The sequence below is a fragment of the Undibacterium sp. RuTC16W genome, assembly GCF_049339445.1.
Taxonomy (GTDB): domain Bacteria; phylum Pseudomonadota; class Gammaproteobacteria; order Burkholderiales; family Burkholderiaceae_D; genus Undibacterium.
Window position 1 is genome coordinate 207,521 of sequence record NZ_JBMPPE010000004.1, and the last position, 17,011, is coordinate 224,531.

The 17,011-nt window shown below is 45.9% G+C and carries 12 protein-coding genes; 5 read left to right on the plus strand and 7 right to left on the minus strand.

Annotated features, from left to right (window positions below):
- Position 1: 1 nt before the first annotated feature.
- From kdpC to ACO0K4_RS09870, 4 genes are all read left to right on the plus strand, one after another.
- On the plus strand, positions 2-583 hold the full coding sequence (gene kdpC, locus ACO0K4_RS09855; protein ID WP_422956452.1) for a potassium-transporting ATPase subunit KdpC: 582 nt from the start codon (positions 2-4) through the stop codon (positions 581-583).
- A 268-nt stretch (positions 584-851) separates the two neighbouring features.
- Positions 852-3,653: a DUF4118 domain-containing protein gene (locus ACO0K4_RS09860; RefSeq protein WP_422956453.1), complete on the plus strand. Its 2,802-nt coding sequence runs from the start codon at positions 852-854 to the stop codon at positions 3,651-3,653.
- An 88-nt stretch (positions 3,654-3,741) separates the two neighbouring features.
- A complete protein-coding gene (gene kdpE / locus ACO0K4_RS09865) occupies positions 3,742-4,443 on the plus strand; it encodes a two-component system response regulator KdpE (RefSeq protein WP_422956454.1) in 702 nt (233 codons plus the stop codon).
- 341 nt (positions 4,444-4,784) lie between these two features.
- Positions 4,785-5,519, plus strand: coding sequence for a TorF family putative porin (locus ACO0K4_RS09870; protein WP_422956455.1), 735 nt, complete (start codon positions 4,785-4,787; stop codon positions 5,517-5,519).
- A gap of 305 nt (positions 5,520-5,824) precedes the next feature.
- Here ACO0K4_RS09870 and ACO0K4_RS09875 read toward each other — a convergent pair whose 3' ends face one another.
- The 7 genes from ACO0K4_RS09875 to ACO0K4_RS09905 form a co-directional block, all read right to left on the minus strand.
- Entirely contained in the window at positions 5,825-6,379 is a 555-nt protein-coding gene (locus ACO0K4_RS09875) for a response regulator (RefSeq protein WP_422956456.1), read from the minus strand.
- Entirely contained in the window at positions 6,379-7,779 is a 1,401-nt protein-coding gene (locus ACO0K4_RS09880) for an HD domain-containing phosphohydrolase (protein WP_422956457.1), read from the minus strand. The genes ACO0K4_RS09875 and ACO0K4_RS09880 overlap by 1 nt, the downstream gene beginning before the upstream one ends.
- The gene (locus tag ACO0K4_RS09885; RefSeq protein ID WP_422956635.1) at positions 7,776-9,209 is read right to left on the minus strand and encodes an ATP-binding protein; all 1,434 of its coding nucleotides are present in this window, start codon (positions 9,207-9,209) and stop codon (positions 7,776-7,778) included. The genes ACO0K4_RS09880 and ACO0K4_RS09885 overlap by 4 nt, the downstream gene beginning before the upstream one ends.
- A 147-nt stretch (positions 9,210-9,356) precedes the next feature.
- Entirely contained in the window at positions 9,357-10,202 is an 846-nt protein-coding gene (locus tag ACO0K4_RS09890) for an HDOD domain-containing protein (protein WP_422956458.1), read from the minus strand.
- On the minus strand, positions 10,199-10,510 hold the full coding sequence (locus ACO0K4_RS09895; protein ID WP_422956459.1) for a hypothetical protein: 312 nt from the start codon (positions 10,508-10,510) through the stop codon (positions 10,199-10,201). The genes ACO0K4_RS09890 and ACO0K4_RS09895 overlap by 4 nt, the downstream gene beginning before the upstream one ends.
- 1 nt (position 10,511) lies before the next feature.
- Positions 10,512-13,211 (minus strand): EAL domain-containing protein, encoded by a 2,700-nt coding sequence (locus ACO0K4_RS09900; protein WP_422956460.1) that lies wholly within the window; start codon positions 13,209-13,211, stop codon positions 10,512-10,514.
- A 129-nt stretch (positions 13,212-13,340) separates the two neighbouring features.
- The gene (locus tag ACO0K4_RS09905; protein ID WP_422956461.1) at positions 13,341-14,681 is read right to left on the minus strand and encodes an ATP-binding protein; all 1,341 of its coding nucleotides are present in this window, start codon (positions 14,679-14,681) and stop codon (positions 13,341-13,343) included.
- A gap of 427 nt (positions 14,682-15,108) precedes the next feature.
- Here ACO0K4_RS09905 and ACO0K4_RS09910 point away from each other — a divergent pair, with 427 nt between their 5' ends.
- Positions 15,109-16,986: a potassium transporter Kup gene (locus ACO0K4_RS09910; RefSeq protein WP_422956462.1), complete on the plus strand. Its 1,878-nt coding sequence runs from the start codon at positions 15,109-15,111 to the stop codon at positions 16,984-16,986.
- The last annotated feature ends 25 nt before the right edge of the window (positions 16,987-17,011 follow it).

Genomic DNA, 17,011 nt, shown 5'->3' on the forward strand with positions numbered 1-17,011 from the left:
AATGAATTCTCTATTCTCCCAATTTCGTCCTGCCGTTGTCCTGTTCGTTGGCTTTAGTCTGATCCTTGGTGTGGCGTATCCCTACGCAATTACTGGCATCGGTAAAGTGGCATTTAACAAGCAAGCTGAGGGCAGTTTGCTTGAGCACGACGGTAAGCTAATTGGCTCTAGTCTGATCGGTCAGGCGTTTAGTTCAAACAAATATTTCTGGAGCCGTCCTTCCGCTACATCTCCAATGCCGAATAATCCAACGGCATCGAGTGGTTCTAATCTGGGCCCATTTAATCCTGCACAGATGGATGCTGTTAAAGGTCGTATTGCTACTTTACAAGCGGCTGATCCGGAGAATAAGCAAAAGATTCCAGTCGATTTAGTCACCGCATCAGCCAGCGGTCTTGATCCAGAAATCAGTATCGCCGCGGCACAATATCAAGCGACTAGAATTGCCCGCGAGCGTAAAATGTCTAACGAACAAGTCATGGCGTTGATCGAACAATTTGCACAACGCCCGGTGATGGGTGTGTTTGGCGAGCCACGGGTCAATGTGCTGGCCTTGAACCTGGCTTTAGATGATGCAAAGTAGACAGAGGCAATGACGGGTAATTGACATCAAGCCAGATAAAGCCGGATAAGCTCACCCCGCTAAGGTTTTGTCCGGAGAATCAGGATTGAGGTGGTATAGGGATACTCCTGTAGGTATTGTTATACCACCTATATAAATAGTGCGGATAAGGCAGTATTTTTATGCATACTCCCCTTAATTGTTGAATAGTATTGATCTGGTGAGCAATGAGCAGTGGTTTTTTTACCCCGCCGCTAAACCTTTCACCTACAAATAGTTTTTTTGAAAAATGGCCAATCTGAACGATCAACGTCCTGATCCTGATGTCTTGCTTGCTCATGTGCAGGCGCAGGAACGTCGTGCCTCGCGTGGCAAATTGCGGATTTATTTTGGTGCTTCTGCCGGTGTGGGCAAGACCTACGCGATGCTAAGTGCTGCGCATAAATTGCAATCCGAGGGGCAGGAGGTATTGATCGGTGTAGTAGAAACCCATGGGCGTCGTGAAACCTTGGCCTTGCTCGATGGTTTGCCGTTGCTGCCTCCGAAGCTGATTGCCTATCGCGATAAGACGCTGAGCGAATTTGATCTTGATAGTGCTTTAGTCCGTAAGCCGCCCTTGATCTTGATGGATGAACTGGCGCATTCAAATGCGCCGGGTTCTCGCCATCCTAAACGCTGGCAAGATGTCGAGGAGTTGCTCGATGCAGGGATCGACGTCTACACTACCGTCAACGTACAGCATCTGGATAGCCTGAACGATGTCGTTGGCGGCATCACCGGTATCCGCGTGTCAGAGACGGTGCCGGACACGGTATTTGACGACGCCGACGAGGTAGTGCTGGTCGATGTACCTGCCGATGAGTTATTGGCGCGCCTGCAAACAGGGCGGGTTTATCACGGGCAGCAAGCCGAGCGGGCAGCAAAGAATTTTTTCCGTAAAGGGAATCTGATTGCGTTGCGTGAACTCGCATTACGCCGTACTGCGGATCGCGTAGAAGAGGACGTGCAGGCGTACCGGATTGAGAAATCGATAGGCAAGGTGTGGAAGACCGACGCCGCGCTGCTGGCTTGTGTCGGCAGTGGACCGGGTGCGGATCATCTGATACGCAGTGCGGCGCGTCTGGCAAGTCAGCTCAGTGCTGAATGGCATGCCGTCTATGTCGAGACGCCGCAATTACAGCGCCTGTCTGCCAGTCAGCGCGAACGGATTTTAAAAAGTCTGAAACTGGCACAAGACCTCGGTGCCAAAACGGCGGTACTTAGCGGTCAGGATGTCGCGAACGAAGTCGTGGATTATGCGCATAGTCATAATTTTTCCAAGATCGTACTGGGACGCCGTCGCTACTCTTGGACGTCGGTGTCATTGCATAAAAAAATGGCCGCACTGGCACCAGATCTGGATCTGATTGAGATCGGACGGGCGGCGACAGATCCCGTTAATCCTGTGAATGAACGACATGATTCCCGGAATCAGCGTAGTCAGCGTGATGACATCGGGCATCGTCAGAGTACGGATTTTTTTGATCATACGCCATCGGCGACCTCATGGACTGACGCAACAATGCCGATCAATCCAGTTCGCTGGCTTACCCGACATCTGCGCTATCTGTATGCCCTGCTGGCGATTGTCGCAGCTGCAATCGCGTGCACACCGTTGCTGAATTTTTTGCATCTTGTGAATATTGCGATGCTGTTTATGCTGGTGGTGGTGCTGGTCGCATTTCGCTTGGGACGTGGTCCCTCAGTGCTGGCGACAGTGGTGGGTGTGGCAGTGTTTGATTTTTTCTTCGTGCCGCCGCGGTTTACTTTTGCGGTCAGTGATTTTCAATATCTGGTGACGTTTGCTGTGATGCTGGCAGTGGGTTTGCTGACCGGACATCTGACCGCGGGTTTGCGTTATCAGGCCAGAGTTGCCTCGCATCGCGAGTCTCGGGCGCGCGCGTTGTATGAATTTGCGCGGGACTTGTCCGGCGTATTGCAAGACGAGCAGATTTCTGAGAGCACGCAAGCGATTATTCAACGGGCTTTTCGCGCCAGAGCGATTTTGTTATTACCCGACGCTAATGGAAAATTACAAGCGCCTGCCGTGATTACTGAAGGGCTGGATCTGGGAATTGCCCAATGGGCTTTTGATAAAGTCGAAGCCGCCGGCATAGGCACCGACACGCTGCCGGCAAGTAATTTCTTTTATTTGCCTCTGGTGGCACCGATGCGCACCCGTGGCCTGTTAGCGATACAACCGGATAACCGTCGATGGATTTTAATACCGGAGCAGCGTCAGCAGCTCGATACGTTTGCCGCGCTTGCTGCGATTGCATTGGAGCGCGTACATTACATCGAGGTTGCGCAAGAGGCATTGATCCACATGGAATCGGAACGCCTGCGCAATTCATTACTGGCCGCTTTATCGCATGATCTGAGGACACCATTGACCTCGCTGGTTGGTATCTCTGAGTCGCTGACCATGTCTAAACCGGCGCTGACTGATTTGCAGCAACAGATGGCGCAGAATCTGCATACCGAATCCTTACGCATGAGCGCTCTGGTGGCGAATCTGCTGGATATGGCGCGCATCCAAAGCGGTGAAGTGAAGTTGAATCTGCAATGGCAGCCGCTGGAGGAGGTGGTAGGCAGTGCTTTACGCGCCAGCACGGCTGCTCTGGCACAAGCCCGAGTTCAGACGGCCTTACCGGCAGACCTGCCTTTGCTACATTTCGATGCGGTGCTGATTGAGCGGGTGCTATGTAATTTGCTGGAGAATGCAGCGAAATACTCGACTGCTCATGCCGTGATTGTTATCCGTGCCGAGATGGATGACAGCCGTCCGATGGTCAAGATCATGGTTGATGACAACGGCCCTGGATTACCTGCGGGACGTGAAGAGCTTATTTTTGAAAAATTTACCCGTGGAGAGCGCGAGTCTGCGACACCGGGTGTTGGTTTAGGACTGGCGATTTGCCGTGCGATAGTTGAGGCGCATGGTGGTCGTATCGCACCAGCGAGTTCGCAACTTGGCGGGGCTTGTATCTGCTTTACTTTGCCACTGGGCTCGCCACCGTCGTTGCCAGATTTTGATGCTAATGATGTTTGAACGTGCCGCGCCTGTTCCGGTGTAAGCGACCTGTCACGATGCACTACCTGCTGCTATTTAATGAATGCTGATTGATTAAAACCAAGTGATGAAAACTGAATCAAAACCTACTGCGCTATTGGTTGAGGACGAACCGCAAATCCGTCGTTTTGTACGTAGTGCGCTGGAAGAGGAGGGCTGGCAAGTTGAAGAGGCCGGAGGGTTTCAACGCGGCTTGATTGATGCCGGTACGCGCCAGCCAGATTTGATTATTCTTGATCTCGGCTTGCCGGACGGTGATGGAGTTGATTTCATCAAAGACCTGCGTCATTGGTCTAGCGTCCCGGTTATCGTCTTGTCGGCAAGGGTTAACGAGGCCGATAAAATCAAGGCGCTGGATGCGGGTGCCGACGATTTTTTAAGCAAGCCTTTTGGTGTTGGCGAATTATTGGCGCGGGTGCGCGCAACCTTGCGTCGCCAGCGCCAGCCAGGTACTGCCACTGACGGAATAGTCCAGTTCGGCGATATCCGCGTCGATCAGCAGGCACGCCTCGTTACCAAGGGGGGCAATATGGTGCATCTGACAAAAACGGAATTTCGTCTGCTCAGTGTGCTGGTCAACAATGCAGGACGAGTCGTCACTAATCTGCAATTATTAAGAGAAGTCTGGGGGCCATCGCATACCGAGGACGGCCATTATCTCCGGATCTACATGGGGCATTTACGACAGAAACTCGAAGATGATCCCACCCAGCCTCGCTATCTGCTAACCGAAACTGCAGTAGGTTACCGATTGTTGCTACCGATGTGACGCGTACTCACGTCAGCTTATCGGTGAATTGCGCTGTGATCGGTAGTGAATATTGAGTGCGCGTTGAACACTGGTTGAACGAGCAAACAGCATTAATCCAATAATCCGCTAATTCCTTTATCTACTTAAGTAGTCATTAATTATTTTCAGCTTTGCCAGGCTGAGAGTCGGGCTTTTGCACGCCTGTTTTTTGTCAAATGGCATGTCGTACTGTTATTAAGTGTCGTTGTCAGTTGCTGTGCGTTGTTGCATATCTTTTCGGGAAGTCCTCGACCGATTTGCCAGAATACCGTACCAGCAGTTTTTTTAAATCAGTAGTTTTATATGAATGTGAAAATCCAATGAAAAAAATAATCTTGATGAGTGTGCTCTCCAGTTTGTTTTATGGAACGGCTGCGTATGCAGACGAGCCAAAGCCAGATAACGAGTTGAGTTTTAATGTTGCGGTGGCATCCGATTATCGCTACCGAGGAATCTCGCAGACCCGCCTGCAGCCTGCCTTGCAGGGCGGTGCTGATTATGCGAACAACCCCAGTGGATTTTATGCGGAGACGTGGGCGTCAACCATCAAATGGACAAAAGATGCCGGAGGTAGCGGCGATCTTGAGATCGATCTGTATGCAGGCAAACGTGGCGAGATCGTTAAAGATATAGGTTATGACGTCGGCGTATTGACCTATGTTTATCCATCTAACGGTTTGGCTGTGAACGCCAATACAACGGAAATCTATGGACAGCTAAGCTATGGTCCCGCCTATGCAAAATACTCGCATGCCGTAACCAATTTATTTGGTTTTGCCGAGAGTAAGAATAGTGGATATCTGGATCTCGGTGTCAATCTGGATCTCGATACAGGACTGGTACTCAATCTGCATGCTGGTCGCCAGAATGTGAAAAATAATTCTGCCGCAACCTATACCGACTGGAAAATCGGTCTCACCAAAGAGCTGTGGTCAATCAACTGGGCAGTCGCCGTTATTGGTACAAACGCAGATAAGCTTGCTTATGCTTCACCTGTGAATGGCAAATTTTTGGGTAAGACAGCGCTAGTGGCGTCTGTAAGCAAAAATTTTTAGTCAAACCTTTTAAGCGCTTTTTCATTCTGCTGGCTTGCATGGTTAAGACTGTGATCAGCGTAAGCCGGCAGTGTGGTTCGCGAGCGTAATATGAATTGATAAGCTCTCTGGCTATAGCAGGTTAGCAACATCAGAAGTTTGCATAGCGTAGAAAGAATTTTCAATTAGTTTCACATTGAATCCGCAATCTGCGTGCGGCTTACAAGCCAAAATGCCTCGGAAAGGCTTGTTCTTATTGCGGATTCCTTTTTTGGGAGCCTCTACACATCGCAACATCGTATTCAAGATGTTGACAGATCCCGGCTTCATGTTTCGGAAGGATCGTCTGGATTCTCAAGAACCACGCCTCCACGCGCATCCCAGATAACATTGGTAATGCCTGGTTCGCTCTCTTCCAGAGATTTTTTTTCTAGCTCTTCGGGTGTGAGTTGATGATGTTCAGCCTGTGCCTGATCAATGATTTTTTTGTCCTTGAGTAGCTGATCTCTGAGATCGAGTGCTAATTGCACATTTTCTTCCAGATCGGCGGTTTCCCACGGCTTGGTAATATAGCGAAATACTTCAGCTTCGTTGACTGCACCCATAATTGTCTTGAAGTCAGCCGATGCGCTGAGCATCATGCGGATACTGTCGCTCTGAATTTCTTTCGCGATTCTAAAAAAATCTACGCCGTTCATCGAAGGCATATGATAATCAGAAATAATAAAATCATATTGAGTCGTCCCCATTTTTTGAATCGCAAGCTTGGGGTCGTTACATAACTCAATATCAATATGCAATTTTTGGGAGATAGGACGAAGGCTGCGCTGAAGAGCGTGTAATACATTCATTTCGTCATCAACTAATAAGGCGCGACGCATTATGTTCTCCTTATAATATTGGCGTAAGGGTTTGTTTGCGCGCTCGCTGTTGCGTTTGGATTTGTTTTTACTCTTAGTGTCATACGGCCACCATTCGATGCATCGTAGAGACGCATTTTTTCTATGATGCGGTCAGTCAGTACATGATCTGCGGGTAATAGCATGACACCGTCACGCGATATCATCTCATTAGACAACACCATGCCAGCTTGCAAGTCACGGATAGCAATCTCCATATCTGACGTAGGTTCGCCAAGGTGACCGCTTAAAACCTGATTGAACGCGTTGACAACATTTTCATCGTAACGACTTTTTAAGCCTCGTTGCACCACTCTTTGAGCTTCGTCGGCGGGTAGCCTGCGTAGTACCAGACTACCAGTTTGCAGACTATCGTAATCACTTGCCAGAGCCAATATACGAGCGCCTAAAGGAATTGCATCCGCGGCTAATCGATCAGGGAAACCGCTACCATCAAAACGTTCATGTTGCGACCGGAGTATTTTTGCAGCGCCTTGCAAATCCTCAAGTGGCATCAGTAACTGCTCTGCGCGTATGGTGTGTTTGTGGTATTCCCCAAGTTCGTCGCCGTTCAGGTTATTAAATGGGGTATTAAGCAGTTCATCTGAAAAACCGATTTTGCCGATATCTACCAATAGACCTGCGACGAAAATTTCTTGTGAGTCTTTGGCATCGCATCCCATCCGGATTGCAATTTTCCTGCCTAGGTCAGCGACTCTTCTGGAGCGTCCTGCAAGTTTACCGCCACGCATTTCAATCAGGCTGGAAAACACTTTGATAGAGGTTAAAAAACTGGTTTTAAGTTTATCGTTGGCATGGATCAGAGAGTCATGTGCTTTTTTTAGTTCAGCAGTCCGGGCTTCTACCTTTGCTTCGAGGCTATGATTCAATTCCTTTAATTCGTCGTTTTGCCGCAAGGTCAGAGCTTCCAGCCTTTTCTTTTCATTCTCCAGTGCTTTACGCTCCAATGCCTGGCGGACCACCAGCATGATGTCGTTATCGTCCCACGGCTTTGTGATGTAGCGATAAATTTCACCGCGATTGATGGCATCAATAATAGCCTGGACATCTGCGTATCCGGTCAATAAAAGACGTAAGGTAGCCGGCCAGCGACTCCGGACTTTCTCCAGGAACTGGGCACCATCCATTTCCGGCATGCGCATGTCAGAGATGACCAGGTCAATCGCTTCAGTTTCCATGACAGCTAAGCCCTCCTGTCCACTATTGGCGATTAGAACTTTGTAACCTTTGGCACGAAAAAGGCGGCGTAACGACGACAGGATGTTGGGTTCGTCATCGACACATAAAATTTTTGCCGACAGAACAAATTGCTCCATTCGTTCCGTTTCTGATTGCTGATCGGGAAGGAGGGGATCGCTCATGTTGTGCTCTCCTTGTTATTGTCTGATTCAGGATGTTTAACTGGTAGTTTGATGCGGAAACAGCTGCCTTTCCCTACCTCCGATGAGAGGCTAATCTGTCCCTGATGTTTTTGAATAATGCCGTAAGCTAATGAGAGACCCAGACCGGTTCCTTTACCTATTGGTTTTGTCGTAAAAAAAGGGTCAAAGATACGTGAGGTAATCTCTTTAGGGATGCCTGATCCGTTATCCTCTATTTCGATGATGACGAATTCCTGTTCATGGTGCAGCTCTGGAAATGTGCGTATGATAATTTTGCCGCGTTCATCGCCAATCGCATGGCTGGCATTCACCACCAGATTCATGATGACTTGGTTAATCTGGGTTGGCAGGCATTCGACATCGGGAATATGCCCATATTCTTTGATGACGTCCGCTTTATATTTGATTTCGTTATTGACGATATTGAGTGTTGAGTCAATCCCATGATGGAGGTTCGACCACTGCCACACATTGTTGGTATCTGTTCTTGAAAAATCTTTGAGATCTTGAACGATCTTACGCACCCGGCCAATGCCTTCTTTAGATTGAGACATGAGCTCAGGTATGTCATCTTTTAAAAAATCCAGCTCTAGGTCTTTTTTTAACTTGCTCAGTTCAGTAAGTACATTTGCCTGACTGATATGCTGTTCGGCAGATTCATATGCAGTAAGCATCTCAAATAAATCGGCTATATATTTTTCTAGTGAGCTGAAATTGGAAAAAATATACCCTACAGGATTATTAATCTCATGTGCGACGCCTGCCGCTAGCTGCCCTATAGACGCTAATTTTTCAGATTGTAGTAGTTGTTCCTGCGCTTTGGATAGCTGGATGTTGAGTTGTGTCAGCTCGCCATTACGTCGTATTAATTCAAATTCGATGATGGCTCGCTGTTGCAAGTCGGCTTCTAATTTTTGATTTGCTTCGGCTAATTGTTCGGTTCTTTTTTTGACGAGTGTTTCCAAGTCATTATGGGCTTTACGCAAAGCCTCTTCTGCATCGTGACGCTCAGTAATATCCTCTAAGGTTTCGATCGCGCCAATGATTTCACCCTGATGAGTGAATAAAGGTGCCGCCGTAAAATGTAACCACAATCCGCTTTGCCCTAGATGAGGGAAAAAATCATCCACTTCATAAGCACCTTTGATTAAAGTCGATGCTTTAAATTTTTTGCTATAGAAGGTGTCGACGCTATTTTCTACCTGTTCTGCTATGACCAGGTCGGCAAGCACCGGACGTTTATGCCGATAAAATGGCAGCCATTGTTTTTGCGTGGAGACCATCGTACTTGCGGAATGCCCGAGAACTCGCTCTGCCGCCCGGTTCCAATGAGTGATGAAGTGTTCTTTATTAATGACAAAGGTAGGAACAGGATTGCTATCTAAGAATTGAAATAAGTCCAGATCCATCAAACTTAAAGCCAGTTCATCGGGCTTTTCTTTTGATAATAAATTGACCGGTGACGTAGTCGAAACATCGTCAGTTGCCGGTGTGTGTTGACTATCTGCAGGTTTTAAAAAATCGGAAGGAGGTTGGTTTATCACTATGTCTCCAGATTAGGCGATCAATATTGCGCAAATTTCTTCACATTGCATTTCTGTGCGGCAGAATATTTTTTTACATGTCTGAGGAGTCAGTCCTAGTTGTTGCCAGGCAAATTCGTTTATTTCGGGTACTGCTTCGTCATGGGAATGAGTGAGATCTAATGCGTGGGCAATTGCATCTGCAACATGTAAAATCATCGCAAGCTGCTGATGGTTTTCCGGTGCATGATGGCAGGCAATCGCGTGTTGAATTTCTTCAGGAAATTTCCAATAGCTTGCCAGTGCGCTTCCAACTGCTGCATGATCAATACCTAACATTTCGTTTTCTAATAAAAACAAAGAAGTATCGGATTGCTTTTGTCGTTCCAGAACTTGCGTATATTGCTCTTGATATACAGTGATCAGGACTAATTTGCCGATGTCGTGGAGCAGGCAGGCTGTAAACGCCTTATCTGGACTCATTTCTACAAAACGAGCAATTTCCTGTGCACATATTGCGCTGGCAATAGAGTGTCTCCAGAAGACGGTGAAGTCAAAAATAGACGCATGATTTTCTCTAAAGCTAGAAATGATTGCAGTAGTGGTTACCAGCGTCTGTATACTGCGGAAACCTAATACGGTAATGGCTTCCTGGATGCTGGTGATCTGATGTTGCATGCCGTAAAACGATGAATTAGCGAGGCGTAAGGCCTTGGCTGTCAGAGTCTGGTCATGTGAAATTTTTGTGACGACGGAACCGATATCGACATCGTCTTTCTCCATGCTTGTCAGCAATTCGGTGACGATTGAAGATAAAGCTGGGAGGCGTTGAATTTTTGTTGCAATCGCCTCCAGTGAAATGTGACCGGTCTGATTCATCCGATCTTCTCCGCATAATATTCCGACAGATATTCCTTTAGCTGCAAGTTAGCAGGCAGATGTTCTGTTTGCTTGAATATCTGATCAAGGCGCTCGTGTAGTTGATTTATATTGCTCGTATCCAGATTGCTTCCTGCATCATTGATTACTATGCATACTTGATCAATGTCACGTTTTATCAGCGATTGAATCAGTGCTGACGTGAGTCTTATGCCTTTGGAGAGTAATATGCGACCCCCTTCATCGAAAAAATTATCGGCGATGATCATGTCGGGGAGCGCGTCGCAAACCCTGATGAGCTTAATCATGCTAATTGTCTAATCGCAAGGTAATTAATTTTCCACGAGATTGTGATCGTTCTCCCATTACTTTCCAGTTGGCGATGTAATACGTATTTTCTATCGCAATTTGAAAATCCTGACCCGCTTCACGTGCTTGCAGAGAGTGACTGAGTTCTCGGGATAATAGTTGAATATTTTCTCCTAGCATTGGGGTGGATTTTTGTAACAGTATCTCCGCTGCCTGATTGATAAACGCGACCATGTCGTCGTCGTCAATGCCAATCAGCGGTACGGGTATATATTGCAGAACTTCTCTGACAATTCCCAGGCTGGTTTCGTCTCGCTTGATTTGTAATTGTTTTTGTTTCAGTACATCGGCCAGATGTCGATTGGTGGTTGCTAACTCCTGATTGGCTGTCTGAATTTGCATATTGAGCCGACGGTTTTCGTCAGCCATTTCTTTATGATGAAAGGCTTCTGCTATTTGTTCTTTGAGCTGCTCATCTTCCCAAGGTTTTGTCAGGAATTTATAGATTGCCCCTTCGTTGATCGCGTCCGTAATCGATTGTAATTCGGTGTAGCCGGATAAGACGATGCGTATCGTATCCGGGTAAAGTTTTTTTGCATTGCGTAGAAATTCAACACCTGTCATTTCAGGCATACGCTGATCTGAGACGATAACATCAACTTTGTTTTCACTCAGTAATCTAAGGCCATCTTGCCCGCTATTGGCGGTAAAGATTTGATATCCGTCACGCCGTAAAAGTCGTTTTACGGAGGCTAAAATATTTGGTTCATCATCAACTAAGAGTAAGGATCGTTGTGGTTTTTCCATGCGCAATAGATGATTTTCCAAACAAATATCATTTTGTAAAAATTCTTTTGTTTTATCTGCTGGCATTGGCCTGGAGAGGAAATATCCTTGAATCTGATCGCACATATTGAGGCTTAAAAATGCACACTGAGCTTCTGTTTCGACACCTTCGGCAATGACCTTAATGCCCAGACTGTGCGCCATGGCGATTACTGCTTTAGAAATGGAGGCATCACCGGAATTTTCGGTAATGTCGCGAATAAACGATTGATCTATTTTGACGTAATCAAAAGGGAAGTGTTTGAGATAGCTGAGTGCTGAATAGCCAGTACCAAAATCATCTAAAGCCAGGGTGATACCATGCTCTTTGAATCCCTTTAGCATATTGCCTACAGGGGTGCGGTGATCCATTAATACACTCTCGGTCACTTCTAAAGAAATCATATCGTGACCGATCTGCATTTCTCTCAAGATATTCAGTAATTTGGTAGTGAAGAAAGGATTCTGCAATTGTCTTGGGGAGACATTGATCGCGATACATGGGACGATAATTTCATCTTGCTTCCAGGCGACTATATCTCGGCAGACCTGTTTTATCACCCAGTTACCGAGCTTTTCAATTAAACCGGATTCTTCTGCGATCGGAATGAAATAGGCGGGAGAGACCATGCCTCTATGTGGATGAGCCCAGCGTAAGAGTGCTTCCAGTCCAATGACTTTCCCTGTTTGTAAATCTGCTTTTGGCTGGTAGTGTACAGATAGTTCTTCAGCAACAATAGCCTTATGAAGATCGTTTGATATTTCGACACGATCTTTCGTAATGTCATTCATTTTTGCTGAGTAAAACTGGAAGTTACTACGTCCCAATTGTTTGGCGCGGTTCAATGCCAGATCCGCAAAAGTAAATAGTTCATCGTCGCTACTGCTATCTTGTGGGTAAAGGGCAATGCCTATACTGCATGAGAGATGTAGCTCAATATTGTTAGCTAAGTAGGGCTCAGCAATGACGCCTGAGATGCGTTCGCAAACATTGATAATGTTCTCTGTTTTTTCAAAATCTTTCAAAATTAATACAAATTCATCCCCGCCGTAGTAAGAAACTGTATCGGCTTCATGAACGGACTGATGCAGTCGTTCGGCTATATTTTTAAGTATTTCATCGCCAGTGTTGTAGCCAACACCATCGTTGATTTGTTTGAAATGATCCAGTCCAAGGTGAAGTATTGCGACTGTGGTCGCCCTTCTGTCTGCAGAGTAGATGGCTTGTTTCGTCCGATCTTTTAATAAACTACGATTTGGAAGTCCTGTCAGGTCGTCGTGGGTTTTTTGAAAAAGAAATTCTTTTTCTAGTTCTTCCTGAATTTTCTTTGCTTCCTCCAATTTAAATTTTTCATTGTAGGAGTAAGCACTCAGGACAACACCTATATCGAAGAAGATTAACTTGAGCAGGGCGTCAAAGTAGAGAGTAAAGTTTGAAAAATCATGTTCGCTGATTTCCCATATGATCGATTTTATTTCAGATAAATATTTTCGACAGGTGTTTAAATAATGTTCATGACTTAAACCCAGACCTTGTTTTTTTATAGCTAAATTCAGTCGATTATGAATGTAATTTTTATCATAAACACCGCTAGTCAGCAGGGAAAAATAGATGCGATTATATTCGTGTAACTCCTCATATTCTGCGGCAGTCAGTGATCGCGTTAACTGATTTGTGTTTTTTAAATGCTGTGACAGCATATCGAGGAGTCTTTGGCGGTAGGGATATATTTCCCCCCCTAGATCAACCAACGCTGCTGCATCTCCCTCGCTAAAATCGAGAAAATTTAGCTGCTGCAACAATATGTCTTCACTACTTTTCAGTGTGTCGAGTATGTGGTTTACTTTTTCATCATAATTAGCTGGGTTTGGCATGGTTCTTGAGCTTATAAAGAGGACAAATTCAGCTAAAATAATTGGTATGCAAATCAGTTTTTCGCAATACCCTTAAGTTCTTCAGCGATCTCTGCTGAGCCTGAGAGCAATCGCATCTATGTATCTGCTCTAGGTTTCTGGCGCATTCTCTGGATGTATCGGTAAATGTAAAGTGAAGCTGGTTCCCTTGCCTAATTCGCTTTCAACCTCAATTCTTCCCCTATGTTTTTTAATGATTCCATAGGTTAAAGATAATCCTAATCCAGTGCCGCTACCGATCGGTTTTGTAGTGAAAAATGGTTCGAAAATACGTTTTAAATTTTCTGGAGAAATGCCTGAACCTGTATCACTTACTTTAATCCAGACCCAGTCGTTCTGTACCCCGGTGCTGACCGTGATAACGCCGGTTTCTTTGATTGCATGCGATGCGTTAACAAAGAGATTCATGAAAACTTGATTGAGCTGGGAAATAATACATTTCACCGGAGGCAGTTTTCCGTATTCTTTGACAATATTCGCTTTGTATTTAATTTCGTTTTTGACGATATTTAAAGTGCTATCAAGTCCTTGATGAATATCAGCTTCTTGCCAGTCAGTTTCTCCGACATGAGAGAAATCTTTTAAGGACTGGACAATATCCTTGACGCGCTTCAGGCCATCCATCGACTCACGAACAAGATCCTCCACGTCTTCTTTTAAAAAAGCCAGATCTGCTTTTTCTCTTATCGCTGCCAGGCGTTTGTGAAATTCAGAGGTCGGAGGAATATGTTGGAATAATTTGTCGTACTGCTCAATGACGCCAAACAGGGTTCCTACATAATTTTGCAAAGACCCCATGTTCGAATTCACAAACCCGACAGGGTTATTGATTTCATGCGCGATGCCTGCCGCAAGTTGCCCGACGGAGGCCATTTTTTCGGATTGCAGTAATTGCTCTTGGGCTTCTTGTAATTTTTGGATCAGCGCTTGTTGCTCTTCGCCTTTTTTTTGCAGTGCTTCTTCCATCTGCTTGCGTTGAGTAATATCGGTGAGTGAGCCGACGACTTCTACTGGATTGCCATCAGCATCACGTATGAGTCTGAGCATATCGTGCATCCAGATGTAGCTTCCGTTACTACCTTTAAAACGATATTCGTAGGTTCTGGATCCTTCAGTAAAGAGCATTCCGATACTGGAAAATATTTGTGGGATGTCTTCTGGATGAATATGATCGAACCAGAAATTGGGATCAGATACCATTTCTTCTGGATGGTAGCCGAGGACACGCAGAGCATTGCTGCTCACGAAGGTCATTTTGAAATCCCCGGTTGGTACACTGCTGTAAATAATCGCAGGGGTATTCTCAATCAGGTATTGAAGACGAGCTGTCGTCGTCGGTGCGGACGCAGGTGCGACGCTCCCGTTGCTGTGCAAGGCAGGCAGCTCTGCTGGCTGCGATAGTGAGCTGAATTCGTCGAATTGATCATTCATCAGTGTAGTCACACCATGAGTAAATCGGAATTACATACGTTTTATTAATAAAAACTATCAGTCTTCTTATACCTATGTTAAACCAAAATCATGCGATTGTAATAATAGAAATGTGACCCGTTGCTTTTTAGTAAGTCACGGTTAAATCCATCCTGACACAGTTAATTTTTGGCATAATTGAAGTTTGTTTACTTTGATCATAGTAAAAAATCAGAGTACTGTTTATTTATCTGCTCATTTTTTATCTCACGATGGCTTCAACGCGATTAAGTCACAGTTTTTTTCATTTACACTACAACTGAAACTTTGCAGAATGTTGATAGTTGTTGCACAAATACATATGGCTAGCTAATTCCTGAAGTTCTTTCTTGAAATTCTTTGCCGGATCACCTATTGTGCAATGCACCAATAATAACAAGGTACACAATTGGCTAATCAACATACTAAAAGCAGCTTAACGGCTCTAACGTTAGCTGCCATCGGCATCGTCTACGGCGATATCGGCACCAGCCCTCTTTACACAATGAAAGAGGTGTTTTCAAAAGAGCATGGACTTCCACTCACTGAAGCAAACATTTTTGGCATAGTCTCACTGATTTTGTGGGGCTTGTTCATTATCGTTGCAGTCAAATACGTGACGCTGATCTTGCGGGCAGATAACCGGGGGGAGGGCGGTATTATGGCACTGACTGCAATGGCGCTGGAGTCCGTCGGCAAGTCCTCGAAATGGCATTTCCTCTTATTTGTACTCGGCCTGTTTGGCGCTGCTCTGTTCTATGGGGACGGTGTTATTACACCAGCGATTTCTGTCCTGTCGGCGATTGAGGGCCTTGAAGTTGCAACGCCTGCGTTTTCTCCCTATGTTGTTCCGATTACGCTGGTGGTGTTGATCGCGCTGTATTCAGTGCAACACAAAGGCTCGGCGGGTATCGGCCGATGGTTCGGTCCGATTATGGTAATCTGGTTTTTGGCATTAGCGGCGATGGGTATATATAACATCATCAAAATGCCGTTGATTCTGGGTGCTTTAAATCCATGGCATGCCGTTCATTTTTTGACAGAAAATCGTTCACTTGCCTTCCTTGCTTTAGGTGCGGTCGTGCTGGCGTTTACCGGTGCAGAGGCTTTGTATGCGGATATGGGACATTTTGGTCCTAAGCCTATAAGGATGGCATGGTTCCTGATTGTCTTCCCTGCATTGGGCCTGAATTATCTCGGGCAGGGCGCGTTGCTGATTGATAATCCTGCTGCTGTGGCAAATCCGTTTTATTCCCAGCTGGGAGCGTGGAGTATTTATCCCCTGGTGGCGCTGTCGGCGATTGCTACGGTGATTGCGTCTCAGGCGACAATTTCCGGCACATTCTCCATGACGAAGCAGGCTATCTCACTTGGATTTTTGCCACGCATGAAAATCATTCATACGTCGTCTAAAGAAATCGGACAGATTTATATTCCTGCGGTTAACTGGTTGCAATTATTGGTTGTGGTTGCTGCTGTTGTCGGCTTTGGCTCTTCATCGAATCTTGCATCCGCTTATGGTATTGCCGTGACGGGTACGATGTTAGTGACGTCTTTACTGACATTCTTCGTGATTCGTTATGGCTGGAAATACAATCCTTTCCTGTGCTTTGTAGCGACGGGTTTTTTCCTGATAATTGACGTTGCATTCTTCTCCGCGAACGTGTTGAAGTTTTTCCACGGTGGTTGGTTTCCAGTCGTGTTGGGTATCATCATGTTCACGATCATGGTCACTTGGAAGCGTGGACGTGAGCTGGTGTTTGAAAATTTAAAGAAACACGCCATTCCTCTGGAAGATTTTTTATCTTCTTTGTTTGTCTCGCCGCCAGTTCGGGTTGATGGAACAGCGATATTTTTACGTGGTGAAGCTGACGGTGTACCGCATGCGCTGCTGCACAATCTGTCTCATAACAAAATTTTGCATGAGAGGGTCGTCTTCTTAACTTTGCATAATAAGGAAATTCCCTGGGTACCTTTCTCTGATCGAATCAGAGTGGCGGATTTAGGGCATAACTGTTTCCAGATTGATGTGAACTACGGTTTTAAAAATGAGCCGGATATTCCTAAGGCGCTGGAGTTGTGTGAAACCTATGGTTTGAAATTCGAGCCGATGGAAACCTCTTATTTCATTGCGCGCCAGACGATTGTTTCTCGCCCTGGCAGCGGTATGGCGTTGTGGCGTGAATGGTTGTTTGTTGCGATGTCGCGCAACGCACGCGATGCAGCGGACTACTATCAGGTTCCAACTAACCGGGTGATCGAAGTCGGTTCGCAAGTTGAGATTTGAGGAATAAAAAAGAGCAAAGGGCTTA

Bases quoted from the DNA above. Each gene is read 5' to 3' on its own strand.
- ACO0K4_RS09900 (WP_422956460.1), bottom strand. From the start codon at position 13,211: ATGCCAAACCCAGCTAATTATGATGAAAAAGTAAACCACATACTCGAC.
- ACO0K4_RS09895 (WP_422956459.1), bottom strand. From the start codon at position 10,510: ATGATTAAGCTCATCAGGGTTTGCGACGCGCTCCCCGACATGATCATC.
- ACO0K4_RS09860 (WP_422956453.1), top strand. From the start codon at position 852: ATGGCCAATCTGAACGATCAACGTCCTGATCCTGATGTCTTGCTTGCT.
- ACO0K4_RS09905 (WP_422956461.1), bottom strand. From the start codon at position 14,681: ATGAATGATCAATTCGACGAATTCAGCTCACTATCGCAGCCAGCAGAG.
- kdpC (WP_422956452.1), top strand. From the start codon at position 2: ATGAATTCTCTATTCTCCCAATTTCGTCCTGCCGTTGTCCTGTTCGTT.
- ACO0K4_RS09870 (WP_422956455.1), top strand. From the start codon at position 4,785: ATGAAAAAAATAATCTTGATGAGTGTGCTCTCCAGTTTGTTTTATGGA.
- ACO0K4_RS09875 (WP_422956456.1), bottom strand. From the start codon at position 6,379: ATGCGTCGCGCCTTATTAGTTGATGACGAAATGAATGTATTACACGCT.
- ACO0K4_RS09880 (WP_422956457.1), bottom strand. From the start codon at position 7,779: ATGAGCGATCCCCTCCTTCCCGATCAGCAATCAGAAACGGAACGAATG.
- kdpE (WP_422956454.1), top strand. From the start codon at position 3,742: ATGAAAACTGAATCAAAACCTACTGCGCTATTGGTTGAGGACGAACCG.
- ACO0K4_RS09890 (WP_422956458.1), bottom strand. From the start codon at position 10,202: ATGAATCAGACCGGTCACATTTCACTGGAGGCGATTGCAACAAAAATT.
- ACO0K4_RS09885 (WP_422956635.1), bottom strand. From the start codon at position 9,209: ATGGATCTGGACTTATTTCAATTCTTAGATAGCAATCCTGTTCCTACC.